This window comes from Bacteroides sp. L10-4 (genome assembly GCF_013373675.1).
Taxonomy (GTDB): domain Bacteria; phylum Bacteroidota; class Bacteroidia; order Bacteroidales; family Bacteroidaceae; genus Bacteroides; species Bacteroides muris.
The window spans coordinates 14,224-40,160 of record NZ_JABXJH010000012.1 but is presented as its reverse complement, the minus strand read 5'-3'; the positions used below and the strand labels follow the sequence as shown (position 1 = coordinate 40,160).

Annotated in this window: 18 protein-coding genes; 9 read left to right on the top strand and 9 right to left on the bottom strand. The window is 48.9% G+C overall.

What is annotated here, in order from left to right; translation table 11 throughout:
- Nucleotides 1-9: 9 nt before the first annotated feature.
- Nucleotides 10-3,177 carry a SusC/RagA family TonB-linked outer membrane protein gene (locus HU824_RS05830; RefSeq protein WP_136010028.1) on the bottom strand — a complete coding sequence of 1,056 codons (3,168 nt, stop codon included), beginning with the start codon at nucleotides 3,175-3,177 and terminating at the stop codon, nucleotides 10-12.
- A 1,166-nt stretch (nucleotides 3,178-4,343) separates the two neighbouring features.
- On the opposite strand from HU824_RS05830, the gene HU824_RS05825 reads away from it, so the two are divergent.
- Together HU824_RS05825 and HU824_RS05820 are read left to right on the top strand one after the other, a co-directional pair.
- Nucleotides 4,344-4,919 carry a helix-turn-helix domain-containing protein gene (locus HU824_RS05825; protein WP_136010027.1) on the top strand — a complete coding sequence of 192 codons (576 nt, stop codon included), beginning with the start codon at nucleotides 4,344-4,346 and terminating at the stop codon, nucleotides 4,917-4,919.
- A gap of 183 nt (nucleotides 4,920-5,102) precedes the next feature.
- Nucleotides 5,103-6,749: an AMP-binding protein gene (locus HU824_RS05820; protein ID WP_176468358.1), complete on the top strand. Its 1,647-nt coding sequence runs from the start codon at nucleotides 5,103-5,105 to the stop codon at nucleotides 6,747-6,749.
- A 110-nt stretch (nucleotides 6,750-6,859) separates the two neighbouring features.
- On the opposite strand, the gene HU824_RS05815 is transcribed toward HU824_RS05820, so the two are convergent.
- Together HU824_RS05815 and HU824_RS05810 are read right to left on the bottom strand one after the other, a co-directional pair.
- Nucleotides 6,860-7,351, bottom strand: coding sequence for an S-ribosylhomocysteine lyase (locus HU824_RS05815; protein ID WP_136010026.1), 492 nt, complete (start codon nucleotides 7,349-7,351; stop codon nucleotides 6,860-6,862).
- Between the two features lie 17 nt (nucleotides 7,352-7,368).
- Nucleotides 7,369-8,073 carry a 5'-methylthioadenosine/adenosylhomocysteine nucleosidase gene (locus HU824_RS05810; RefSeq protein ID WP_176468357.1) on the bottom strand — a complete coding sequence of 235 codons (705 nt, stop codon included), beginning with the start codon at nucleotides 8,071-8,073 and terminating at the stop codon, nucleotides 7,369-7,371.
- Between the two features lie 373 nt (nucleotides 8,074-8,446).
- Here HU824_RS05810 and HU824_RS05805 point away from each other — a divergent pair, with 373 nt between their 5' ends.
- The 4 genes from HU824_RS05805 (at nucleotide 8,447) to HU824_RS05790 (ending at nucleotide 16,953) form a co-directional block, all read left to right on the top strand.
- The gene (locus tag HU824_RS05805) at nucleotides 8,447-10,951 is read left to right on the top strand and encodes a YfhO family protein (protein ID WP_176468356.1); all 2,505 of its coding nucleotides are present in this window, start codon (nucleotides 8,447-8,449) and stop codon (nucleotides 10,949-10,951) included.
- Nucleotides 10,952-11,416: 465 nt separating this feature from the next.
- Nucleotides 11,417-14,539: a SusC/RagA family TonB-linked outer membrane protein gene (locus HU824_RS05800; protein ID WP_176468355.1), complete on the top strand. Its 3,123-nt coding sequence runs from the start codon at nucleotides 11,417-11,419 to the stop codon at nucleotides 14,537-14,539.
- A gap of 19 nt (nucleotides 14,540-14,558) precedes the next feature.
- The gene (locus HU824_RS05795; protein ID WP_176468354.1) at nucleotides 14,559-16,415 is read left to right on the top strand and encodes a RagB/SusD family nutrient uptake outer membrane protein; all 1,857 of its coding nucleotides are present in this window, start codon (nucleotides 14,559-14,561) and stop codon (nucleotides 16,413-16,415) included.
- A gap of 307 nt (nucleotides 16,416-16,722) precedes the next feature.
- Complete coding sequence (locus tag HU824_RS05790) at nucleotides 16,723-16,953, top strand: thioredoxin-like domain-containing protein (protein ID WP_176468353.1); 231 nt, start codon at nucleotides 16,723-16,725, stop codon at nucleotides 16,951-16,953.
- 410 nt (nucleotides 16,954-17,363) lie between these two features.
- On the opposite strand, the gene HU824_RS05785 is transcribed toward HU824_RS05790, so the two are convergent.
- Nucleotides 17,364-18,332, bottom strand: coding sequence for an Rpn family recombination-promoting nuclease/putative transposase (locus HU824_RS05785; protein WP_136010020.1), 969 nt, complete (start codon nucleotides 18,330-18,332; stop codon nucleotides 17,364-17,366).
- Nucleotides 18,333-18,386: 54 nt separating this feature from the next.
- Between HU824_RS05785 and HU824_RS05780 the strand changes: the two genes are divergently transcribed.
- Nucleotides 18,387-18,635 carry a hypothetical protein gene (locus HU824_RS05780; protein WP_176468352.1) on the top strand — a complete coding sequence of 83 codons (249 nt, stop codon included), beginning with the start codon at nucleotides 18,387-18,389 and terminating at the stop codon, nucleotides 18,633-18,635.
- A 45-nt stretch (nucleotides 18,636-18,680) separates the two neighbouring features.
- Here the strand turns inward: HU824_RS05780 and HU824_RS05775 are convergent, their stop codons facing one another.
- From HU824_RS05775 to aroQ, 5 genes are all read right to left on the bottom strand, one after another.
- A complete protein-coding gene (locus tag HU824_RS05775) occupies nucleotides 18,681-19,910 on the bottom strand; it encodes an FtsX-like permease family protein (protein WP_176468351.1) in 1,230 nt (409 codons plus the stop codon).
- Nucleotides 19,911-19,936: 26 nt separating this feature from the next.
- Entirely contained in the window at nucleotides 19,937-20,269 is a 333-nt protein-coding gene (gene rbfA / locus HU824_RS05770; protein WP_136010018.1) for a 30S ribosome-binding factor RbfA, read from the bottom strand.
- A gap of 60 nt (nucleotides 20,270-20,329) precedes the next feature.
- Entirely contained in the window at nucleotides 20,330-20,959 is a 630-nt protein-coding gene (locus tag HU824_RS05765) for an O-methyltransferase (protein ID WP_176468366.1), read from the bottom strand.
- A 97-nt stretch (nucleotides 20,960-21,056) separates the two neighbouring features.
- A complete protein-coding gene (gene pyk / locus HU824_RS05760; RefSeq protein WP_136010017.1) occupies nucleotides 21,057-22,514 on the bottom strand; it encodes a pyruvate kinase in 1,458 nt (485 codons plus the stop codon).
- Between the two features lie 20 nt (nucleotides 22,515-22,534).
- Nucleotides 22,535-22,954 carry a type II 3-dehydroquinate dehydratase gene (gene aroQ, locus HU824_RS05755; RefSeq protein ID WP_005834372.1) on the bottom strand — a complete coding sequence of 140 codons (420 nt, stop codon included), beginning with the start codon at nucleotides 22,952-22,954 and terminating at the stop codon, nucleotides 22,535-22,537.
- Between the two features lie 138 nt (nucleotides 22,955-23,092).
- Between aroQ and xerD the strand changes: the two genes are divergently transcribed.
- Together xerD and HU824_RS05745 are read left to right on the top strand one after the other, a co-directional pair.
- Nucleotides 23,093-24,046 carry a site-specific tyrosine recombinase XerD gene (xerD, locus tag HU824_RS05750; RefSeq protein ID WP_136010016.1) on the top strand — a complete coding sequence of 318 codons (954 nt, stop codon included), beginning with the start codon at nucleotides 23,093-23,095 and terminating at the stop codon, nucleotides 24,044-24,046.
- A gap of 136 nt (nucleotides 24,047-24,182) precedes the next feature.
- Nucleotides 24,183-25,877, top strand: a complete 1,695-nt coding sequence (locus tag HU824_RS05745; RefSeq protein ID WP_176468350.1) for a tetratricopeptide repeat protein — start codon at nucleotides 24,183-24,185, stop codon at nucleotides 25,875-25,877.
- Nucleotides 25,878-25,937: the final 60 nt, after the last annotated feature.

The following is a 25,937-nucleotide window of genomic DNA, read 5'->3' as shown; positions in this document are numbered from 1 at the left end:
ATTATAGGATTAGAAACCAAGGGTTACATTAAACAAGTATGTCCGTGAAGTGGGAGAAGACATATTCTCGAAACCGGTAGCATTGGTGCTTGTTGCAAAGACTGATTCGGGGTCAACACCGTTCAGGTGACTCTTAATCATCCATACGTTGTTGCAGGAAACACCCAGCTTCATTTGCTGGAACGGAGTCTTGGAAAGCATCTTCTTGGGGAAAGCGTAGCTCAAGGAGAGGTTACGCAAACGAATGTTGGAGGCATCGTAAAGGTTTGCCTCGCCGATACCCAGGTTACCTGTTGAGCCGGTAACGGCTGCCCAGTACTGTTGCGGAGTCACCTCAACATCGCTCACTTTGTATCCGCCGTTTCCGTCGGCAATCACGCCGTCAACCACGAATTGCTCACGCTTGCCGCCCACCACGGTACAAGCTGCCGTACCATTGGATTGCAGGGCACGGTTGGTACCGGAGAAAATCTTACCGCCGAAACGGGCATCAACCAATGCGCTCAGCGTGAATCCTTTGTAAGTGAAAGTGTTGGTCCAACCTACCAGGCAAGTAGCCTGCTGGTCACCCAGTTTCGTCATCTGTGAATTGCCTTGGGGCAGACCGCTGGAATTCAGCAACAGTTTGCCGTAGTGAGGGCTGCTCTTATCGGTCACACGCGTGAACGTAGTACCCCAGATTTCACCGTAGTTACCGCCAGCCTTGGCAATGATTTTCAGATTGTCATAACCGCCCAGACGATATTCCTCGATGCCTTTCTCCAGTTCGATAATCTTGTTCTTATTCTGCGAGAAGTTCACCTGCGTATCCCACGTAAAGTCTCTGGTCTGCACCGGAGTGGCATTCAGCATGATTTCGATACCTGTGTTTTGGATGTCACCGGCATTGATTTTATACTGGCTGTAACCGGAAAGTGAGTTCATCGGCATGTTCAGCAACTGGCGACGTGCGTTCGACTTATACCAAGCGAAGTCGAAGCCCAAACGGTTGTTGAAGAAACGTACTTCCAAACCTGCTTCCCAAGAAGAAATCAGCTCGCTGCGTACCCTGTCGTTGTACAAGGTGCCGCCTGTATTGCCTGTAACACCGCCAGTGAAACCATCGGAACCGATGGAGTAAGTGTTATACAACTGATAGGGGTCCATGTCGTTACCAACCTGTGCGAAAGAGACGCGCGTCTTGGCATACGTGAACCAGGAAGGCATTTCGTGTCCCGTCTTGTTCACCATATCGCTGATGACCCACGATGCACTGATTGAAGGATAGAAGAAGGAACGGTTTTCCTTGCTCAACGTGGAAGACCAGTCGTTACGGAACGTACCGTCCAAGAACACCCAACCGTCGTAATTTACGCCAAACGTACCATACAAGGAGTTAATCTTGCGATGAGAGAGGGTCTGCGAAATGTCACGTTTGGAAGACTCGGAGTTGGTAATCCAGAAGAGGTCGGGAACAATGAGTTCGCTTGCCGAGGTACTGATACCCGTCGAACGACGCTGCATCAAGTTACCACCGAAGGTAACCACGCCACCGAACTTGCCAAGCACCTGGTCTTTCTGTGCAGTAATCAAGAAGCTGTAGTTGTTTTCATAGAACTTCTGTTCGCCCACGCTGTAACGGCCTGTTTCAGAATCCGGTCCGCCGGAAGTCAGCTTGGTTTCGGTTTCAGTGTAGTACATATCGCTGCCGAAACGAATTTCAGCGTTCAACCAATCTGTGAACTGATATTTCATCGAGTAGTTCATCAAGAAACGGTTACGGCTATCCTCGTTAGTACTGTGATCCTTGGACCAGTAGGGGTTACGGCTGTTACCTTTTGCCCACCAGTACATGCTGCCGTCCGTCGGATCCACAGCCTGCTTGAAGCGGGTAATGTCCATCGTGAGCGGGAAGGAGTACATGGCATAGAAATAGTTGTTTGCATTCTGACCGGAGATGGGACGGTTCTTGGCGTAAGAGTTGATGTACTGCACTTTACCGTCAATGCTCCAACGGTCGTCCTTACCAAAGGTAGAGGCAATGCGGGTAGTCACATTGGTACGCTTGTAGTCTGCACCCGGAATCTTGGAGAAGTCATCCAGTCTGGTAAAAGAGGTATAGACGGAAGTCTTGTTGTACTGCTGCGAGAAAGCGACGTTCTCCGTGGCGTTGACGCCTGTCTTGAAAAAGTTTCCCACGTTGTCGTAGTACTTGAAAGGAACAGACTTTCCTTCCCAGTCCTCCACCATCTTGCCGTCGATGACCGGTCCCCAGTTACTACCGCTTTGCGCGTTATAAATGCCATCGGAACCTTGACCGAAGAGCATCTGGCGGTCGGGCTTCATGAATACGTCCTCGATGGAGATAGAGCTGGAGATGGTGATACCCAGACCCGGGTTCTGCGAACCTTTCTTGGTAGTAATCAAGATGACGCCATTACCGGCGCGCGAACCGTAGAGGGCGGCGGCAGATGCACCTTTCAATACTGACATGGATTCGATGTCCTCGGCATTGATATCCGAAAGGCCGTTACCCATATCGGTAGATGGGTTCCAAAAGTCATTGTTGTCGGCGCCGGTGAAGTTATCCAGTGGCGTTCCATCGACCACAATCAACGGCTGGTTGGTACCCGTCACAGAGTTGGCACCACGCAACTGGATTTTAGAAGAACCGGCAGGACCGTTACTTGAACGGATAATCTGCACACCGGACACCTTACCACTCAAGGCGTTCGCCAAATTGGTTTCGCGGGCAGCCACCAAAGCGTCACCCTTCACTTCCTGCATGGCGTAACCCAACGCTTTCTTCTCGCGCTTGATGCCGAGGGCGGTTACCACCACTTCCTGCAACGTCTGAGAGTCGTCCTCCATGCTCACTTTGATGGGTTTGCCGTCCCAAGCCACTTCTATGGTCTTGTAACCCACGAAAGAGATTTGGATGATGTCGCCCTTCTTCACGTTGTTCAAAGTGAAATCACCATTGAGACCGGTAATGGTACCGTTGGTAGTACCTTTCACCACGACGGACGCACCGATGACGGTTTCGCCTGTGGAGTCTGTTACGACACCCGTACACGTAGCACTCTGTTGTGTGATTCGCACATCGTCAGTTCCCGTATTGGAAACTGCGTAAGCTGCTCCGGTGGAAAGCCCCATGAGGAACAGCATCATACTGACTGATTTTAGCAGTTTTAACATAGCTGTGATTTCTAAAGGTTTATTAAAATCAAAATGTCTGTCATCACTAAATTCGATTATTAAGTTAGTTCCGAGGGAACTTAGACCCTTTTTGAATTTATTAAGATTACGGTGGCAAATATAGGATATTTTGGCATATAAAAGAAAAAAATCGTTCCATAAATTCTTCTTCCTCCTTTATGTTTTTAAAATGTCTCTGTAAATAGGCAATTTTCTTATAATTGAGGTGACTGTGATTCTACCTATTTGCATATATACCTTATTTATATATACAATACCGGCGGTGTGCCCCCAATAGGGTTTTATTACAGATTTCTCAGATTGTTTGATTTGATTATGAGAAATTTAAAGAAGAGTCTGTGCGAATCTGAGTAATCTGTGGTGGTTTTTGGCGCACCTCCATATTGGTTCGGTTTGATAGACATAAGTGTTTGAGACGATAGATATTTGTGCCTGTTATCCGTTGATAATCAGCATGTAATTCTTCCTGCTATTTCTACGATTGCTCGGCTGCGCCGTGCGATGGCATCTGCCGGAAAGCCTTCCGTTTTCAAAGCGGTTCATCGGTGTTGAAGAAGCGCCGATTTGCCGACCAAAGTACCCTCGGAACTAACTTAATAATCGAATTTAGTGATGACAGACATTTTGATTTTAATAAACCTTTAGAAATCACAGCACATCAGCAACTATTCAGTCCCCCACAGGGGCGCGCTCCTGTGGGGGACTGAATGATACTTTACATTTTCAATGTCGTATGTTTCCTTAATAGAAACCTATTTGAACTTTTATCTGCACGACTCCATATTAGAAAACGCGCATCTTTTAGCTTCTCCTTCCGTCTTTTAATATCTTCGAACGCCATTTTTTCTCATTAGACAGATGTCTAACGAATTAAACTCTTCGTTTCGCAACATAACTGTGCACAACCAGATGAATAAATTGCCTGACTATACATTTATTATATATAAGTGTCCTGCAAATACCTAAGCCGCACCTCCTCCATATCTTATACCTTTTTCAAACGCAGCCAGCGTAAAAGTCTGTTTTAAATGAGCTGCGGCCACAAAACAAACTTTTTTTTCCAAGAATGTTGCAACAAGCCAAAGATTCTCTTATTTTTGCAATTTAACAATTATAAATCATAACCTTAGAGATTGATTACCATTATGGACACCAGCAAAATTGTAGGAGAAAAGATTAAATCGCTCCGCGAAAGCCAATCTATCAGCATGGAAGAACTGTCACAACGTTCGGGACTTGCCATCGAACAGATTGAACGTATAGAAAACAATATCGACCTTCCGTCACTGGCTCCTCTCATCAAGATAGCGCGCGTGCTGGGGGTGCGGTTGGGCACCTTCCTTGACGACCAAGACGAGAACGGACCTGTGGTCTGCCGCAAGAACGAGGCGCAGAACAGCATCAGTTTCTCCAACAATGCCATCCACAGCCGCAAGCACATGGAGTATCACTCGCTCTCGAGGTCGAAAGCCGACCGCCACATGGAGCCGTTCATCATCGATGTGGCTGCCACAGACGATTGCGACTTTGTACTCTCCTCGCACGAGGGCGAGGAGTTTATCCTGGTGATGGCGGGCATCATGGAAATCAGCTACGGCAAGAACACTTACCTGCTGGAGGAGGGCGACAGCATCTATTACGACTCTATCGTGCCCCACCATGTGCATGCCTATCAGGGACAGGCAGCCAAGATTCTTGCAGTGATTTACACACCCATTTGATTAGAGCCTGTTTAATTTTTCTTCAAAAAGCACTTTTCCGGCTTCTTCTCAGATTTCTTCCAGTCTGTTTTTCTGTTTTTATCTGTCACATGGCTCACTATGTTGCTCGTAAAAACAGAAAAACATCCTTATGAAAGAACGCTCAAAAGAGTGCCGGACAAGATTTTAACTTTCAATTCTATTATGCTATACGAACGCACCCTCGGCCAATGGTTGGAACATTGGGCCGCGACAACACCAGACAAAGAATATATCGTTTACTCCGACCGCAACCTGCGTTTCACCTGGAGCCAGTTCAACCGCCGGGTGGACGACATGGCCAAAGGACTGATTGCCATCGGCGTGGAACGGGGAACACACGTAGGCATCTGGGCAGCCAACGTACCCGACTGGCTGACTCTGTTATACGCTTGCGCCAAGATTGGTGCTGTCTACGTAACGGTGAACACCAACTACAAACAGTCTGAACTGGAATATCTCTGCCAGAACTCCGACATGCATACCCTCTGCATCGTCAATGGCGAAAAGGACAGTGACTTTGTGCAGATGACTTATACCATGCTTCCGGAACTGAAAACCTGCCAGCGCGGACACCTGAAAAGCGAACGTTTCCCTTATATGAAAAACGTCATCTATGTGGGCCAAGAAAAGCACCGGGGCATGTACAATACCACCGAAATACTCCTCTTGGGCGACAATATAGAAGACAAACGCCTGAATGAGCTCAAGAGTCAGGTGACCTGCCACGATGTAGTGAACATGCAATACACGTCCGGCACTACAGGATTTCCGAAAGGTGTCATGCTTACCCACTACAACATTGCCAACAATGGCTTTCTTACCGGTGAACACATGAAGTTTACCGCCGATGACAAACTTTGCGTCTGTGTACCATTGTTCCATTGCTTCGGTGTGGTACTTGCCACCATGAACTGCCTGACACACGGCTGCACAGAAGTAATGGTGGAACGCTTCAACCCGCTGGTAGTGCTCGCTTCCATTCACAAGGAACGCTGCACGGCGCTTTACGGCGTACCCACCATGTTCATTGCCGAACTGAACCATCCGATGTTCGATATGTTCGACATGTCCAGCCTCCGTACGGGCATCATGGCAGGTTCCCTCTGCCCGGTAGAGCTGATGAAGCAGGTGGAAGAGAAAATGTACATGAAGGTAACCAGCGTTTACGGGCTGACCGAAGCTGCTCCCGGAATGACGGCCACCCGGATAGACGACCCGTTCGACGTACGTTGCAACACCGTAGGGCACGACTTTGAGCATACGGAAGTAAAAGTCATCGACCCCGAAACCGGAGAAGAATGTCCTGTAGGCGTACAAGGTGAAATGTGCAACCGCGGCTACAACACCATGAAAGGGTACTACAAAAACCCGGAAGCTACAGCCGAAGTCATTGACAAGAACGGCTTCCTGCACTCGGGAGACCTTGGAGTAAAGGACGAGGACGGCAATTACCGCATCACAGGGCGCATCAAGGACATGATTATCCGCGGTGGTGAGAATATTTATCCGCGCGAAATAGAAGAGTTCCTCTATCAACTGGAAGGCGTAAAAGATGTGCAAGTAGCCGGTATTCCGTCTAAAAAGTACGGTGAAGCCGTAGGCGCTTTCATCATCCTGCACGAAGGAGTGGATATGCACGAATCGGATGTACGAGACTTCTGCATCGGCAAAATATCACGCTACAAGATACCCAAGTATATCTTCTTCATCGAAGAATTCCCCATGACGGGAAGTGGCAAGATACAGAAATTCAAGTTGAAAGACCTGGGATTACAACTTTGCAAGAAGCAGGGGATTGAGATTGTGTGATAATAAAGGATAAGGGATTAAGGATGGGGTTATGCCTATATTAAAGTCTATGCGACCCCAGTAATCCCTTATCCCTTATCCCTTATCCCTTATCCTTTATCCTTAATCCCTTATTTTTCTTCTTTTTCCGGATATTTCATATTCTCCTCTTTCATTTGTTCCAATACCTCATGCAAGTATTTGGCAGACTCCCATTTAGCCATCGGCAGGTCGTGGAGCAGATAATTACCACAATCTTGCGGAGCGACACCGGGAACTTCACCTTCATATTCGGCAACAAAACGGAAGGTATCTTGCATCAGTGCCAGTATGTCCTGCGGCTTCAAGTCACCCTTCATCAGCAGATAATTACCGGTGAGGCAGCCCATGGGGCCCCAATAGATAATCTTGTCCTGCCACTGCGGGTCGTTGCGCAGGTAGGTGGCGGCAAGATGTTCGATAGTATGCAGAGCACCTTGTCCCAAGGCAGGCTCGCGGTTGGGTTCTTTCATACGGATGTCGAAAGTAGTGACTGTTTCTCCGTTCACTTCATCCTGGCGGGATACGTAAATACCGCGCAACAAGCGGATGTGGTCAATTGTAAAACTGGGAATCTTCTTCATGAGTTATAAGTTATGAGTTATAAATTACCGGGAAGGGTGGAGAGGAAGGTCCATATCGTGAGGAATGAACGCTCTGCCATGGTTCCCCAAAAATCAGCATACTGCGAAGCATGGTCTTCTACTCCGGGCGTGTCGCTAATGATGCGGAAGCTGAGAAAAGGAACATTGTACAGATAGCAAGTCTGGGCAATGGCAGCAGACTCCATATCAACGGCAAGACCGTCAGGAAAACGTTGCTTGATAGTCTCCAGCTCCATACGATTAGTGATGAACTGGTCGCCGGTGCAGACAAGCCCGCTGTGAATGCAGCTTTCCATTCCGGCTTCGTTCAACGCCAAGGCATGTTTCAACAGAGATGGACAGCCCTCGTAAAAGGTGGGGAAACCTTGTACTTGTCCATACTCATTACCGTCGCCGCACCAAACGTCATGATACACCAGACGTTGGCTTGCCACTACATCAGTCACCCTCAGGCAAGCATCAATGCCGCCCGCCACACCGGTACTGACGAGGCAGTCCGGAGAAAAGTGCCGTATCAGTTCCGAGGCTCCTATCGCCGCACTCACCTTACCAATGCCACATTGCGTCAAGATTACATGGTTACCGCCCAATGTACCTTCCACATAGCGGAAACTTCCATCACCCAACGTCTTCTTATCCTGCAAGCGCTCCACCAAACGGCAGTGTTCGTTGTCCATTGCACTGATTATCCCTATCGTCATTCTGTCCTAATTTAAGCTTATACATTATCATTAAAGCATGAGGGTATGTCAACATTCTCTTAATACTTTCTTTCAGGCGTGAATTACATAGATTTCACAGATTTAATTTGCTGAATCCACGCCTAAATACGATAACATAATAAAAGTGTTTATATACTTTTGACATCCCCTTTAGTCTTTTTTGGAAAGGCAAAGGTACAACATTCTGCCGACAACGTGACAATAACAATCTGCATTTATGTATCTTTGCCACAAAAGTGAAGATAGACTGCACCTCAACAGAACTTTTTCATGCAAGCATGAAAGTTCTATATTCGGTTTGCACTATCTTTGCCCCACAATTGATTAATTGATAACTTATAACTTATAACTCATGAAGAAGCTTCTTCCCGACCTTATTGCCATACTGGCATTCGTCCTCCTTTCCTTCGCCTACTTCTTCCCGGCGGATATAGAAAACCGTATTCTCTTTCAGCACGACACAGCTGCGGGAGCAGGAGCAGGACAAGAAGTCAAGGAGTATTACGAACAGACGGGCGAACGCAGCCGTTGGACAAACTCGCTGTTCGGCGGTATGCCCATGTATCAGATAGCCCCTTCGTATGACTCCACCAAGTCACTGCAGTGGGTACAGAAAGCCTACCAACTCTTCCTGCCCGACTATGTGTGCCTCACGTTCATACTGATGACCGGCTTCTACATCCTACTACGTGTCTTCGGCATACCGGTCTGGCTGGCCGGACTGGGCGGTATAATGTGGGCATTCTCGTCCTATTTCTTCATCCTGATATCCGCCGGACACATCTGGAAGTTCATTACCCTTGCCTACGTGCCGCCCACCATAGCGGGCATCGTGCTCGCCTATCGTGGGAAACTGTTATGGGGAGGCATCCTCACCGCCTTGTTCGTAGCCCTGCAAATCACCTCGAACCACGTGCAGATGTCCTATTACTTCTTCTTCGTCATCCTCTTCTTCGTGGGAGCCTACTTCGAGAAAGCATGGCGTACCAAGACATTGCCCCAGTTCTTCAAGGCAAGCGCCGTACTGATTGTGGCAGCTCTCGTCGGAATAGCCGTCAACGTATCCAACCTCTATCACACCTATGCTTACAGCAAAGAAACCATGCGCGGCAAAAGCGAACTGGTGCAAACCGGTGACGCCGCCAAGCAAACCAGCAGCGGACTAGACCGCGACTATATCACCCAATGGAGCTACGGCATCGACGAAACTCTGACCTTGCTGGTGCCCAACTTCAAAGGCGGAGCATCCACCGCCCTCAGCCAGAGTGAAATTGCCATGGGCAAGGCAAATCCCATGTACAGCAGTCTGTACAGCTCGCTGACGCAATATTTCGGCACCCAGCCCATGACGTCGGGTCCCGTCTACGTAGGAGCCTTCGTGCTGTTCCTGTTCGTACTGGGATGCTTCATCGTGAAAGGGCCGTTGAAGTGGGCATTGATAGGAGCCACCTTCTTCTCCATCGTCCTGTCCTGGGGCAAGAACTTTATGCCGCTGACGGATTTCTTCATCGATTACGTCCCGTTGTACAATAAGTTCCGTGCCGTGTCCTCCATCCTTGTCATAGCGGAGTTCACGATACCTTTGCTGGCAATCTTTGCCCTAAAACGCCTGCTCGAAGAGCCGGAAATCCTGAAGCAAGAAAAGAAGCCCCTCGGCATCAGCCTGCTGTTCACCGCAGGCATTGCCCTGCTGCTTGCTGTTGCTCCGGGCAGTATTGGCTCCGGCTACGTGCCCGCTCAGGAAGCGCAGATGCTGCAGAATGCCGTCAACCAGCAGATGATACCCGCCAACGAACTCTCCGGTATCCTTGCCAACCTGGAAGAGATGCGTGCCGAACTCGTCAGTAGCGACGCCCTGCGGAGCTTCATCATCATAGGCATCGGTTGCAGCCTGCTCTTGCTCTACGCCAGCGGCAAACTGCGCAGTTCGCTGACCATTGCCGGTATCACCATACTCTGCCTGGCAGATATGTGGGGAGTCAACAAGCGCTATCTGAACGACGCCCAGTTCGTGCCTCATTCCATCCGTACGGAAACCTTCACCAAGACAAATACAGACGAGTTGATACTGCAGGATACCACCTTGGACTATCGTGTATTGAACTTTGCCACCAGCACCTTCGATGACAACAACACCTCCTACTGGCACAAAAGTGTCGGCGGTTATCACCCGGCCAAGCTGCGCCGCTACCAGGAGATGATAGAACATCATATCTCTCCCGAAATGCAGGCGGCCTACAAAGCCATTGCCGCTGCCGGAGGTGAGATGGACAGCGTGGATGCCAATAAATTCCGCATACTGAACATGCTGAACACCAAATACTTCATTTTCCCTGCAGGACAGCAAAGACAAACCGTTCCTATCCTCAACCCGCACGCCTACGGCAATGCATGGTTTGTAAACAAGGTGCAGTATGTAAACAACGCCAACGAAGAGATTGATGCCCTGCACAACATCATGCCCACGGAGACAGCCGTAGTGGACGCCCGCTTCAAGGACATACTGAAAGGCACCACGGAAAGCTATAAAGACAGCCTCTCCAGCATCTGCCTGACAAGCTATGCCCCCAACCGCCTGACGTATGAAACAAACAATGTCCAAGACGGCATTGCCGTATTCTCCGAAGTCTATTATCCGGACGGATGGCACGTAACCGTCGACGGACAACCTGCCGAACTGGCACGCGCCGACTACATCTTGCGCACAATGTATGTTCCTGCCGGACAGCACACCATCGAAATGCGCTTTGACCCCACCAGCCTGCATGTGACGGAAGGCATAGCTTACGGAGCACTGGCACTGCTGGTGATAGGTATCATTGCAGCAGTGCTAGTGGTCAAAAAGAAATACACATAAGAGAAGAAAAACTACCTTTTTCTATCACTCTAGCCAAGCGCGTAACGCGCCATTAAATACAGATTATCTCTTTTCAGAATTCTGTATTCAATGGTGTGTTATGCGCTTTTTTTCTTCAGAATATCGCTGTTTTTCAAGAGAGCAAGTATTCATCCGTATAAATCTGCATTGTTTCCACATAACACAAACCACTGTTTATCAAATACATATAACACAACTTTAATTTCAGTAAAAGAAAAAACAAATACAGTAAATCTTTCTTTATATAAAGGTACAATTTTGCATTACCGATTTATAAATCATAAAACATTAAAAAGATATAAAGAAAATAATAACAAACAGCAAGTACGGAAGCCTTAAAGAGTTTCTTAATCAAGAATACACAGAAAAGCACCACATAAGAATTTAAATATTACAAATATACACAATTCACAATTATTTTAAATCCTAATCTAAATTAAAAAAATGAATTTGAAAAAGTACGTGTTTTTATTGTTACTGGTTCTCTTCTGCCTGCCAATGTCGGCACAAGACTGGAAGGTCACTGTCTCGGGCGAGGTAGTGGATAACCTGGGCGAACCGGTAATTGGTGCCAATGTCCTTGAGGTGGGCACCACGAACGGAGTTATCACCGACCTGGACGGACGCTTCAAGCTGTCGGTCAACTCCAAGTCTGAAATCCAGGTGACCTTCATCGGTTACACACCGCAGACCTTCAAGACGAATGCCGTTCCGGCAAAAATCATCCTGAAAGAAGACAGCGAGATGTTGCAGGAAGTGGTCGTAGTGGGTTACGGTACGATGAAGAAGTCCGACCTGACCGGTGCCGTTGCCTCCATTAAAGGTACGGACATGGAGAAAGAACAACGCCAGACCATCCAAGACATGCTCCGCACGGGCGTGGCAGGCCTTTCTGTAGGTATGGAGACGGATGCCAAGGGAAACAGCTCCATGCTGATTCGCGGTAAAGGCTCTATTGCTGCCAGCACAGCCCCATTGCTGGTATTGGACGGCGTTATCTTCAGCGGTCAGATGACCGACATCAACCCGAACGACATTGAGCGCGTGGATGTACTGAAAGATGCCAGTTCCACAGCCGTTTACGGTGCGCAAGCTGCCAACGGTGTGGTGCTCATCACCACCAAAAAGGGCGGTGGTGACAAACCCACCATCAGCTTCAACGGAAGCTGGGGATGGAACATGGTACACTCCAGCCCCGAAGTCTACCAAGGACAAGACTTCATCAACCTCCGCCAGGACGTGATGAAAAGCCAGCAGTATGAACAAGCTGCTACGGGCTACTTCGACAACCCTGCCAACATGACCAATACCGAATTGGCCGAATGGATGGGCTCCGATACGGGTGATCCCACGCGCGTATGGCTGACCCGCCTGAGATTGGAAAGTGTGGAAATTGACAACTACATGGCCGGTCGCACCGTAGATTGGAAAGACTTGACGCAGCAGACTGCTTTGCGCCAAGACTATACGCTGAGCGTATCGGGTAAGAAAGGAGAGATGTCCTATTATACCTCCATCAACTACCTTAAGAACGAAAGCAACAATGTAGGCAGCGAATACAGCGCCATCCGTGCCCGTGTAAACCTGCAGAACAAGGTACAGGACTTCCTTACATACGGTGTCAATGCACAGTTCACCTCGCGCAACGAAGGCAAGATGCCGTATGACAGCAATAATACGGCCGAAACTCAAATCAATTCGTATGCCACATGGAGTACGGCACTTTCTCCATACGGCAACGTGTACGACGAGGAAGGAAACCTGACTTACTATCCCAACTCCAACAACAACGCCACCAACCCCCTGCTGAATATGGTCTATACAGATAAAAAGAAAGACTACGAAAACCTGAACGCTTCTCTCTATCTGAAATTTGATTTGCCTCTGGGCTTCTCTTTGCAGACCACTTACTCTCCCCGTTTTGAATGGGTGAACTACATGTTCCACAAAAGTGCCGACCATCCCGGTTCGGGTGCACAAGGTGGCTACGTCAACCGTTGGACACAGAAAGACTTCTACTGGCAATGGGACAACATGCTGAAATGGAACAGGAGTTTCGGTAAGCACTCGCTGGACTTCACCGGATTGCTGAACTGGGAGAAGTTCCAACGCTGGAGAACACAAGCCGAAAACGAGGCTTTCCAGCCGAGCGACAACTTAGGCTTCCACGGCATCGAATTCGGTACCGTGCCTAATGTAGGTTCCAATGACATTTACCGCACCGGTGCTGCCATGATGGCACGTCTGCACTATTCGTTTGCCGACCGCTACCTGATTACTGCCACCGTACGCCGCGACGGTTATTCCGCTTTCGGCCAGGAAAATCCGTGGGCTACATTCCCCTCCGTGGCATTGGGATGGGTCTTCACCGAAGAGCCTTTCTTCAAGAATCTGAACGTCAACTGGCTGGACTATGCCAAGCTGCGCCTCTCCTACGGTGAGAACGGTAACCGCTCGGTAGGCGAATATGCTGCCCTGATGCAGCTGCGCGCCATGAAATACCTCTACATCGACCAGAAGACAGGCGAACTGGTAAATGCCAACACCTTCTACTGCAACAGCATGGCCAATCCACACCTGAAATGGGAAAAGACCACGTCCTACAACATCGGTCTTGACTTTACTACACTGGGAGGTCGCCTGGGTGGAGGCATCGACATCTACCACAAGAGCACGACAGACCTGCTGAATGACCGCCAGCTGCCTACCATCATAGGTTATCCCAGCGTGAAATCCAACATCGGTGAAGTATGGAACCGCGGTGTGGAACTCTCCCTGCACTCCACCAATATCCAGAACAATGTACTGACCTGGCGCACCACTTTCAACCTCGCCTACAACAAGAACACCATCAAACACCTGTATGGCGTGATGGAAGACGTGAAAGACGAGAACGGCAACGTAATCGGACAGAAAGAGGCCAATGACATTGACAAAGGCTACTTCATCGACCATGCACTGGATGAAGTTTGGAGCTTTAAATTCATAGGCGTATGGCAGGAGAACGAACGCGAAGAGGCCGCCAAGTACGGCCAGATTCCGGGCGACCCGAAAATCTTAGACGCGGACAAGAACTATAAGTACAGCAACGACGACAAAGTGTTCCTTGGCAATACCACTCCGAAGGTACGCTGGAACATGCGCAACGAGTTCACGCTCTTCAAGAACTTCGACATCTCTTTCAGTATGTATTCCTACCTGGGGCACATCAAGAAGCAAAACCGCTTTACCAACAACAACGCCCTGCTGAACACCGTGAACCAGATAAAGTGTGACTACTGGACTGCCGAAAACCCCATCAACGACTATCCGCGTCTGTCTGCCAAAAGCCCCAGCGGTATCACATACTACATCTATAAGAAGGCCTCCTTCATGCGTATCGACAATCTCTCGTTCGGCTACAGCTTCCCCAAGAACCTGCTGAAGCCCGTGAAACTGGAAGCGTTGCGCCTAAACCTGACCGTGAAGAACCTGGGTTACTTCACCGGCTGGCCAGCCTACGACCCCGAACACTCGGATGCCAATACACCGAGAACCGTAACTTTTGGTATTAACATGACATTATAACATATAGATAAACAAAAATATGAAAAGTTTGATTAAACATACATTAGGATACGCCGGCATGCTGGGGGTGATGTTCACCGCCACCGGCTGTTCCGACTGGCTGGACCCCAAGCCGCTCTCTTTCTTTACTCCAGAAAATACGTTCAACACCTACGAGGGACTGAAAACCAGTACCGATATGCTGAACCGCGATGCGCGTTACTTCGACTTCTATCCCACGGCAGGCTCTGCCGACCCCGACATTCTGTCGGAGTACTTCTTCTCCGAGATGGGCGTGAACGGACGTACCGATGCCTCCAACGCTCCGGTAGACCTGACACGTCAAATTACCCCATCGGCCAGCCTGATGGGCAATGCCAGTCAAATCAATAACTACTGGACCTACCTGTACAAGGGCATCAAGGATGCCAACACCATCTTCGACCGTGCCGAAGGCGTAGACATGGATGAAAGAAAGAAAAACGAAGTGCTGGGCCTTGCCGCCTTCCACCGCGCTTACCGCTACTACCGTTTGGTACATCAGTATGGCGATGTGCCTTTCATTGTACACGAAGTACTGGGGCCGCGCTACGACTTCAACACCACCAAGCGCGAAGCCATCCTGCGCTATCTGAAGAACGACCTCGACACTTACGCTCCGTTCCTCTCCAACGATGTCTACATCGGCCAGGTGACCAAGGCAGCCGCCTACCACCTGCTGACAAAGATAAACCTCGCACTGGGCGAGTTTGAGGATGCCGTAGCCTCTGTCAACGAAGTGATAGGTGACGGCGTTCACCGCCTGATGACCGAACGCTTCGGTGTGGACAAAAACCTGGCAGAGAAAGACGTGGTATGGGACTTGCACCAGCCAGACAACAAGGCGCTGCCCGAAAACAAGGAAGTGCTCTACATCAGCATCGACCGCTACGATGCCGGCAGTGACATGCGCTCGGCAGCCGGCCTGGAAATCAAGCGCCAGATTATTCCTTGGTACTCCGCAGCCAACCAGCTGAAGACACCTGCCGGCGAGAATGGCTTTGCCGACAACAACGAGACGAAGAACCCCTACCTCGTGGAATACGGCCGCGGCCTGAACACGCTCCGCGCCACCTGGTATCACCAGTACATGATTTGGGAAAAAAATACCGAAGGTGAATACGAAGACTATCGCCGCAAGCCGGGCAACTGGATGCACGTCAGCGACCTGAAGTACAACAACCCCGACATGAAGGACAAGAGCTGGTTCGGACAAAACGTCCGCCTGTATGCCGACAACGGCACTATCCTCTCGCCGGACACCATCCGCGCATGGAGCGGCTGGCCCCACTACAAGTCCAACATCCCCGACCAGAAAGCCGGTTGGTGGCGTGGAGGCTGGGCCGACTGGTATGTGTTCCGCTTGGCAGAGACTTACCTGCTGCGTGCCGAAGCCTACGCCTGGATGGGCAAGACCGACCTTGCTGCCCAAGACCTGAACGTGGTGCGTAAGCGCGCCAATGCCCGTCCGCTGGATGCAAGTGAGGTGAACATCAGCCAGATTCTGGACGAACGCGCCCGCGAGCTGTTCTACGAAGAGCCCCGCAAGTGCGAGCTGACCCGCATCGCCTTCCTCTTTGCCAAGACCGGGAAAGCCGACGAGAAGGGCCGCACCTACAGCATGGACAACTTCACACAGAACAACTACTTCTACAACCGCATCATGGACCGTACGGAGTTCTACAACAAAGGCGTGAAGAACAAGACAGGACTGGAATACACGCTCTCTCCGCACCACGTGCTGTGGCCCATTGCCGAAAAGGCCATCGCCACAAACACAGAGGGACACATCAATCAGACTCCGGGCTATGCCGGTTCCGAAAACAATGTGGAGCCGATGGATATTCCTAACCCGTAATACTCTTTAATCTGTCAAGCAGCAAGCAGCGTTACCTCGTACAAGCTACGGCAACGCTGCTTCTGTTTATCTTTCCCTAATCTTATAAACCGAAACAACAAAGAACAAACATCTGCTAAAATCATTCTATTAATCTGCCTGTATTCACGCAAGCAGGAGCACAGAACAAAGTGTTACGCTTGTCCTAATACACCCATCCTCAATCCGTCCCGTGAAATCATAGGGGAATTAAATGTATGGCACGATGACTACCGGATATACCGAAAAGAAGATGAAGAGCACACCTTCTTGCGATATGAAAAGATGATTGCCGCATATCCTACTTCTAAAAAAGGAATACATCGTTTCGGACATCACGAAATATACTTTTGTCATCTTCTCGACATCTTGGTGTGCTCCTTGTCACAAGCTGATTCCGCTGTTGAAGGAACTGTACTCGAAAAAGAACACCGTCATAGAGTTCATATACATATTCATAGACGAGGACAACCGAAAAAAGAACTGGAAAGAGTTGATGGTAAAGGAGCAAATCCCCTGACGCTCGCTCAGATGATGGAACAACTGACATTATGCAAATGATTGCACGGATTATTATTATGACATTTTCCGCTTCCACATCTTTCACTTCTTTCTGAAATACCCTATCTATCGGCTTTTCCAGTGAAACCTCTTCCCTTTTCAAGAGACAGCGGTGAAGGATATCTCCGGGAAATATATAGGCAATAGCTGTCCGCTTATGATTACCTCCGCAAGAGAAAGGTATCACCCATCTTGATTACATGTGTTATAAGGAAGAAAATTACGATAACATCAGAAAAGAAGAACTATTTACAGCAAATCTCTCTGTATAACGGAATGTGACAAGTGTCACAAAATTCAAGAACCTGTTTTAAATTTTCTGCAAACAGGCTCTTAAACAATCTCTTAAGAATCTTTGCAAAGTGCCAGCTAAAGCTTGTCTATATCCTCACTGCCAAGTCCGGTAATATCGGATATTACAGCATTGTCTATTCCTTTAGCCTTCATTTTACGGGCAGTGGCAAAACGTTCCTCTTCTCGCCCTTTCTCCAAGCCCTCTGCAAGCCCTTCCATGCGCCCCTCTGCAAGCCCTTCCATCCGACCTTCCATTCGGCCTTCCATTCGGCCTTCCATTCTGCCTTCCATTCTGCCTTCCATTCGGCCTTCCAACTTCGCCCCGTCCAGTACGTCGTTCTGTATCATCATCGCACTGAGATGCTCGTCATAGGCATGACGCTCTGCAGGAGACATGTTGTAATAAATCAGTTTCTGACGCGCTTCACCCAGGCCCGGAGCCTGGGTATCGGGACGGATACAACCCGTCTTCAGATACTCTATCCACTCCTCCAGAGGAGTGACGGCCACTTTATTGAACTCATTCACGCGAATCAGGAAGTATTCGGGAAAGATAGTGGCGGGAAGTTTATGAACGATGGCGTTCTTTTCTTTCGTGGTGATTTCCAAATGGTCGCCCGTATGAACACCTGTAAAGGTGTTCTGGCCGTGATAAAGGTAATCGTTCCCCTTACCGATGTCGAAGTAGAGGATGCTGACGGAGTAAATCTTCTTCACGGCATAGTAACGCTCGCCCAAGCTGATATGCTCGGTGATGGCTTTGGCAACGCCATAGAGGATGCGCTCCAAGTAGTACAACTCGCGGGTGTTCTGTATCTCCACGATGATGATTTCGCCCTTGCTGTTCAGTGCTTTGATGTCCACACGGTTGAACTTGTCATCTGCGGCCTGCTGGTTGCTCTCGCTCTCAAGCAACTCGATGATGGTAACCTCCTCATCCAAAAGTACGGTGAGGAAGCCTTCGAGCACACCGAAGTTGGCTTTCTGGCGAAGGAGGCGCTTCACCGCCCAGTCAAAACGGATATATCGGTCCGGTTGATTCATATCATACAATTTATTTGGCAGTTGCAAAGATAAGATTTATTTCGGATAACGGTTATGAAAATCAAGGATTTATTCGGAGATATTCGAGGGCGATTTTCTTTTTCATGCCGATTGCCGGCTGCCAACGTTACTGCAATGGAAATGCAAAGCCGCTGCAAACAGATTGCAAAGCCACTGCAAACAGATTGCAAAGCCACTGCAAACAGATTGCAGAACCACTGCAAAGAGGTTGCAGTACCACTGCAAAAGGATTGCAGCATCACTGCAAAACGCTTGCATTCTTTTGCAGTACTTATCAATTGATTCAGAAGCAGTTATATCAAAAGGAAAGATACGTCATCTTTGCCCTCACCTCTTCAGCAGCCTGCGCGTAAAGTAATGCACCGGATACCACACGGAGAGGAAACCTACCACCGATACCGTGGCAAACACCAGCAGCACATCCGTCAGATGTATGCTGACAGGATAGGCATCGACCACGAAATCGCCGCCGCCTCCCAACGAGACGAAGCCGAAACGTTGCTGAAGAAAGCAAAGCAACAGCCCCAGCACGATGCCAGCCAGTGCACCGAATGTGGAAATCAGACGACCCTCAAAGAGGAAGATTTTGGAAATCAGACTGCTGTCAGCACCAAGGTGCCGCAAGGTCTCCACATCCTCGCGCTTGTCCAGAATCAGCATGGACAGGGAGCCTATCACATTGAAGCAAGAGATAGCCAGGATAAAGGTAAGGAAAAGATAGGAGATGAACTTCTCTATTTCCATGATGCGGAACACGTCGGCCTGCTGCTCATAGCGGTTCTGCACGGAGAAGTCGTCGCCCAGAATGCGGGAAATCTCCTTTTTGACTACATCCGCATCGGCCTCCGGCTTCAGCTTCAGTTCTACTGCCGAGACCTCCGTGCCGTAACCGAACAGGCGACGGGCAAAAGCAAGAGAGGTGAGAATATAGCCGGCATCGTATTTCTGCTGGTTGACCACGAACACTGCCCCTGGCGAGAACAGATGGCCGCGGCTGAAGGAAGCGGAAGGATTGGCCAGGTTGACCCGGGCGTTCCGTTTGGGAGCATATATCTGCAAGGGATCGACGAACTGAATCCCAGTGCCCAGTTCGGAGACCAGTTCCACGCCCAAGATGCCGTAATCAACGACCTCGTCGTGCAGGATGAACCTGCCGGTACCATAAAGCAGGCTGTCGATGGAGGTCAGTTGCTCGAAGTTATCGTCTACGCCCTTGATGACTGCCATGGCCTGACGGTCCTTGTACTGCACCATGGCATTCTCTTCCAGCGTCTCCGTCCATACCTCAATCTGGGGCAAGGCACGCAGTTGCCGGAAGACGGCAGAATGCGGGTCGAACACCTTCCCTTCGCGAACCGTGATTTTCAGCTCCGGGTCGAAAGCCGTAAAGAACCCCGCCACCATATCCTGAAAACCGTTGAACACGGAAAGGGTGCACACCAGCGCCAACGTGGCCAGTGCCACTCCGCATACCGAGATAGCGGAGATGATATTGATGGCATGGTGCTTCTTCTTGGAGAAAAGGTATCGCCGGGCTATGAAAAAAGACAGGTTCATGATGAATCAGCCGGTCACCGGACACTCTATTTCAGCAGTTCGTCTATTTTCTCGAGATAATCCAGCGAATCGTCCACAAAGAACTTCAGTTCGGGAATGATGCGGAGCTGGTGGCGCACACGTTTGCCCAGCTCATAGCGGATGGACTTCATATTGGCATTGATGTTCTTTATCATCTCCTCCCCTTTCTCGGAAGGAAAGATGCTGAGGTAAGCACGCGCCACACTCATGTCGGGGCTGATGCGCACGACACTGACCGATACCAGCATGCCGGGCATGGACTTAGTCTGCAACAGGAAAATCTCACTCAGCTCCTTTTGGAGCAAACGGGCTATTTTGTTCTGACGGGTTGTCTCCATACATTGAATTCCTTTATTTCAGGAACAAAGGTACATAAATATATCACTCGAACGCTATGTTTACAGTTTTTTTATGATAGTCAGGCCGTCGCGCAAGGGAAGAATCACCTTTTCCACGCGCTTGTCGTGTGCCACAAGGTCATTGAAGGCCTTGATGCCGATGGTCTGCAAGTCTTTGCCATGAGGATGCTCTTCAAGCACATGCCCGTCCCACAACGTATTGTCGGCTATGATATAGCCTCCATCGGAGAGGCGGGCAAGCACCATCTCATAATACTCTATGTACTTGCGCTTATCCCCGTCGATGAAAGCCAGGTCGAAAGTGAGGTCCAGTTGCGGCACCAACTCCAAGGCATCGCCGATGTAGAACTTGATTTTATCCGCGTAACCGGAATTCTCCAGCCACGGGCGGGTGAAGTCTTCCTGCTCGTCGTTAATCTCGAACGTATGCAGCATCCCGCCCTCCGGCAACCCTTCGGCCATGCACAAGGCAGAGTATCCGCTATAAGTCCCTATCTCCAGCACCTGCCGGGGACGGATCATCCGGACAAACATCTTGAGCATGCGCCCCTGCAAATGCCCGGAAGCCATGCGGGGATATAGCAGCTTGACATGCGTGTCACGATAGAGTGCTTTCAGATAATCGCCCTCATCATCAATGTGCTGCAAAATGTATTCGTCAATCGTCACTTTGTTAATTGATAATGGATGGTTGATGATGGACAGTTGATAATGGACTGCCACTCCGCATGGCACTCATCCATCATCAACTGTCCATTATCAATTATTATAAGTATCTGTTACTATTGGGCAGCACGCTGTCTTCCGCATGCTTCAAGGCATCTTCCACTACGTTGATTTCGAGGAAGGAAGTGCGCGTACCGGCTTTACCGCTGCTCAGATAGCCCACCATGTCGGTAGGCAACAGCTTGCCTTCCTTCAGCAGGCGGCGCAAGGCGGCGAAATAATACTCCTGTCCGTTGGCCAGTTCGGGCATGTAGATGGCCTCCACACCATACGAAAGAGCCAGGTGACGCATGGTCTTTTCCTTGTAGCAAATGGCCAATACCGGATATTTGCCACGGAAAGCAGCAAGGTTACGGGCAGTACGGCCGCTGTAGCTGTCGGTGATGATGGCACGGATTTTCAGTTTGGTGGTAGCCTTTACCGCTTGTTTGGCCAGGAACGCAGTCACATCGTTGCTGTTCTCGTCCAACGGAATACGGATATCATTGTCAGGCAGCTTGTCTTTCTCCGCTTGGGCGGCAATCGTGGTCATTGTCTTCACTGCTTCTACCGGATACTTTCCATAGGCGGTTTCGCCGCTCAACATCAAGGCATCCGTACGATAGTAGATGGCATTGGCAATATCCGTCACCTCCGCACGGGTGGGACGCGGATTGGAAATCATGGTATGAAGCATCTGTGTGGCTACAATCACCGGTTTTTTGGCAAGAATGCACTTGCGGATAAGCACACGCTGGATGCCCGGAATACGTTCCTGCGGAATTTCAATACCGAGGTCACCGCGAGCCACCATCACACCGTCCGCCACTTCCAGGATTTCATCAATATTGTCGACACCTTCCTGATTCTCAATCTTGGCAACAATACGGATGTCGCTATTGTGAGCATCGAGGATGGACTTGATGTCGAGTATATCCTGCTTGTTGCGCACAAAAGAGTGGGCAATGAAATCTATATTCTTCTCAATGGCATAAAGGATATTGGTGCGGTCCTTCTCCGTCAAAGAGGGCAGATTGATGCGAACACCCGGAACGTTGACGCTCTTGCGGCTGCCCAAGACTGCTTCATTCTGTACTTCGCAAAGCAGATAGTCGGGAGTCTTCTCCACAACAATCAACTCCAAATCACCGTCGTCAATTAAGATATGGCCGTCCACATCCAGGTCTTTAACAAAGTGAGAATACGAAACAGAAATACATTCACGGGTAGTTTCCTGTTCCGGATTGCCTACCACCTTCACGCGGTCGCCTGCCTTGAAAGGAATGGGCTCGGCAAGGACAGTAGTACGGACCTCCGGTCCTTTCGTATCCATCAGGATGGCAATACGGTTGGAAACCGTACGCACATTGTTTATCAACTTCTCAGCACCTTCACGAGCAAGATGTGCAGTATTCATACGTACAACATTCATACCCGCATCGAACAACTGCTTTATAAAATCAACATCACAGCGCTGGTCAGAAATCGTTGCTACAATCTTCGTTTGCTTCAATAACATAATCTATATACCTATTTTATTTAATAATCTTTTAACGCCTCCATGGCCAGACGGTAGGAATTCAGCCCGAAACCGAGAATAACACCCTTGCAAGCGCAGGAAATCATGGACACATGACGAAAAGCCTCGCGGGCATGCACATTAGAGATATGTACCTCAATCACCGGAGAAGTGACCGAACGGATAGCATCTTGCAGGGCGATGGATGTATGTGTGTAAGCACCCGCATTCAAAATGATGCCATCCACATCAAAACCCACCTGCTGAATCTTATCTATCAGCTCTCCCTCAATGTTGGACTGGAAATAGTCAATTTGTACATCCGCATATTTCTTACGGAGCTCAGCCAGATAGTCTTCAAAAGTTACGCTACCGTAAATGGAAGGTTCACGTTTGCCCAAGAGATTTATATTGGGGCCGTTAATAATCTGTATCCTCATAACACAATTTTTTATACCTTTGTCCCTTGAAAAGGGCTTGCTCCGTATCCGGCTGATACTTGCTCCGTAGTCTATAGGTACGGAACAAGTACGAACCGACCGGATACGTAATTACAGCGCAAAGGTAGCAAAAAAGAAATGAAATCAGAAGAAAAGTTCATGAATAAGGAGAAACAGGCACTGATAATCAGAAAGTACTACCAGTATCTAAAATTAGAGAAAGCACTCTCGCCCAATACGGTGAATGCTTATCAAACGGACTTGGATAAGTTGTTGCGTTTTCTGAAAGAAGAGAACATCGCTATCCTTGACACAACGCTGGATGACTTGCAACATTTTGCCTCCGGACTACACGATATCGGCATCCATCCCCGTTCGCAGGCACGCATTCTGTCAGGCATCAAGTCATTCTTTCATTTCCTCGTTGTGTCCGACTATCTGGAGGGAGACCCCAGCGAACTGCTGGAGGGGCCTAAAATCGGATTTCATCTGCCGGAAGTGCTGACGGTGGAAGAGATAGACCGTATCATCTCCGCCATCGACCAAGGCACAAACGAGGGGCAACGCAACCGGGCCATCCTCGAGACTCTATACAGTTGCGGCCTGCGGGTATCGGAACTGTGCAACCTGAAAATCTCCGACCTGTATTTCGACGAAGGCTTCATCAAGGTAGAAGGTAAGGGCAGCAAACAGCGCCTTGTACCCATATCGTCCCGTGCCATCAAAGAGATAAGGAACTGGTTCGTGGACCGCAATGGAGGCTGGAAAATCAAAAAGGACTTCGAAGACTACGTATTCCTGGCACGCTGGGGCAAAAATATCTCACGCATCATGGTATTCCACCTTATCAAGGAACTGGCAAAGCAGGCCGGCATCACCAAGAACATCAGTCCGCACACCTTCCGCCATTCCTTTGCCACTCACCTGCTTGAAGGAGGCGCCAACCTGCGCGCCATACAAAGCATGCTGGGCCACGAATCCATCGCTACAACAGAAATTTACACACACATCGACCGGCACAGATTGCGTAGTGAAATCATAGAACACCATCCCCGTAATATAAAGTACCGCAAAGAGCGGGAAATTCATTAAATTATGATAAAATTACCGCGCGAGTTAACAAACTGTAATAGGATTTAATATCTTTGCGTTGTTGTGTCCATGTCTAAATAGCACACTAACATGAAATAGACAAATTTCAATTACAAACAATTAATTTATACCTAAAATGACTAAGAAATTGTATCTGCCGTTTTTAATGGCAATGGTTGTTGCATTAATGACATCGTGCAGCAAAAAGATGGGTGAATTGTCATCAGATTATTTCACCGTGACTCCTCAAGTTTTGGAAGCTGTAGGTGGTAAAGTTCCCGCTACAATCAACGGAAAATTCCCCGAAAAGTACTTCAACAAGAAGGCTGTGGTAGAAGTTACCCCGGTGCTGAAATGGAACGGTGGCGAAGCTAAAGGCCAGTCTGCTGTATTCCAGGGAGAAAAGGTAGAAGGTAATGACCAGACTATCTCTTACAAGATGGGCGGCAGCTACACCATGAAGACATCTTTCGACTATGTACCGGAAATGGCAAAATCCGAACTGTATTTGGAGTTCAAGGCTACAGTAGGCAAAAAGACTGTCAATATACCTGCCGTAAAAGTAGCCGACGGTGTAATCTCCACTTCTGAGATGCTGGAACAAACATTGGGCAGCGCTAACCCCGCCAACGGTGACGACGCTTTCCAACGTATCATCAAAGAAAAGCATGACGCCAACATCATGTTCTTGATTCAACAAGCCAACGTACGCGCCAGCGAATTGAAGACTGCCAAAGAATTCGGCAAAGAAGTGAAAAACATAGACGAAGCTGAAAACAAGAAAATCAGCAACATCGAAATCTCCGCATACGCTTCTCCCGATGGTGGTGTAGGCTTGAATACCACTCTGGCTGAGAACCGCCAGGACAACACGGCCAAGATAATCAACAGAGATTTGAAGAGAGCAAAAATCAATGCAGCGGTAGACACCAAGTATACAGCTCAGGACTGGGAAGGCTTCCAGGAACTGGTATCCAAATCAAACATCCAAGACAAAGAATTGATTCTCCGCGTTCTTTCCATGTATCAGGATCCCGAACAAAGAGAACAGGAAATCAAGAACATCTCTTCTGTTTATAAGACTTTGGCTGACGAAATCCTGCCGCAACTGCGTCGTTCACGTCTGACTTTGAACTACGAAATCATCGGTAAGTCCGACGAAGAAATCGCAAAACTGGCCGACAGCGATGCCAAACAATTGAACATCGAAGAATTGCTGTATGCTACCACCTTGACTAAAGATGTTGCCAAGCAAGAAGCTATCTTCACAAAAGCTACTCAAATTTATCCGAACGATTTCCGTGCTTACAACAACTTAGGCAAACTGGCTTATCAGGCTGGTGACCTTAACAAGGCAGAAAGCTACTTCAAGAAAGCCCTTTCCATCAAGGATGCTCCTGAAGCAAACATGAACCTCGGTCTGATTGCCTTGACTAAGGGTGACAGAAATACTGCAGAAAGCTACATGAGCAAAGCTTCCGGTTCTAAAGAGCTGAACGAGGCATTGGGTAATCTGTATGTAGCCCAAGGACAGTATGAAAGAGCAGTCAACTCATTCGGTGACACAAAAACCAACAGCGCAGCTTTGGCACAAATCCTGGCTAAGGACTACAACAAGGCTAAGAGCACACTGGCCGGCGTAGAAAAGCCAGACGCTTACACTGACTACCTGAAGGCTGTACTTGGTGCAAGAACCAACAATACATCTATGGTAACCAGCAGTCTGAAGAATGCCATTGCAAAAGAACCGGCTTTGGCTAAGAAAGCTGCTTCTGACCTGGAATTCGCCAAGTACTTCACTGACACTGACTTTATGAATATCATCAAATAATAAAGGTTAGATTGAAAAGAACGTGCCCGGCATAGAAATATGTCGGGCATTTCTTTTTAT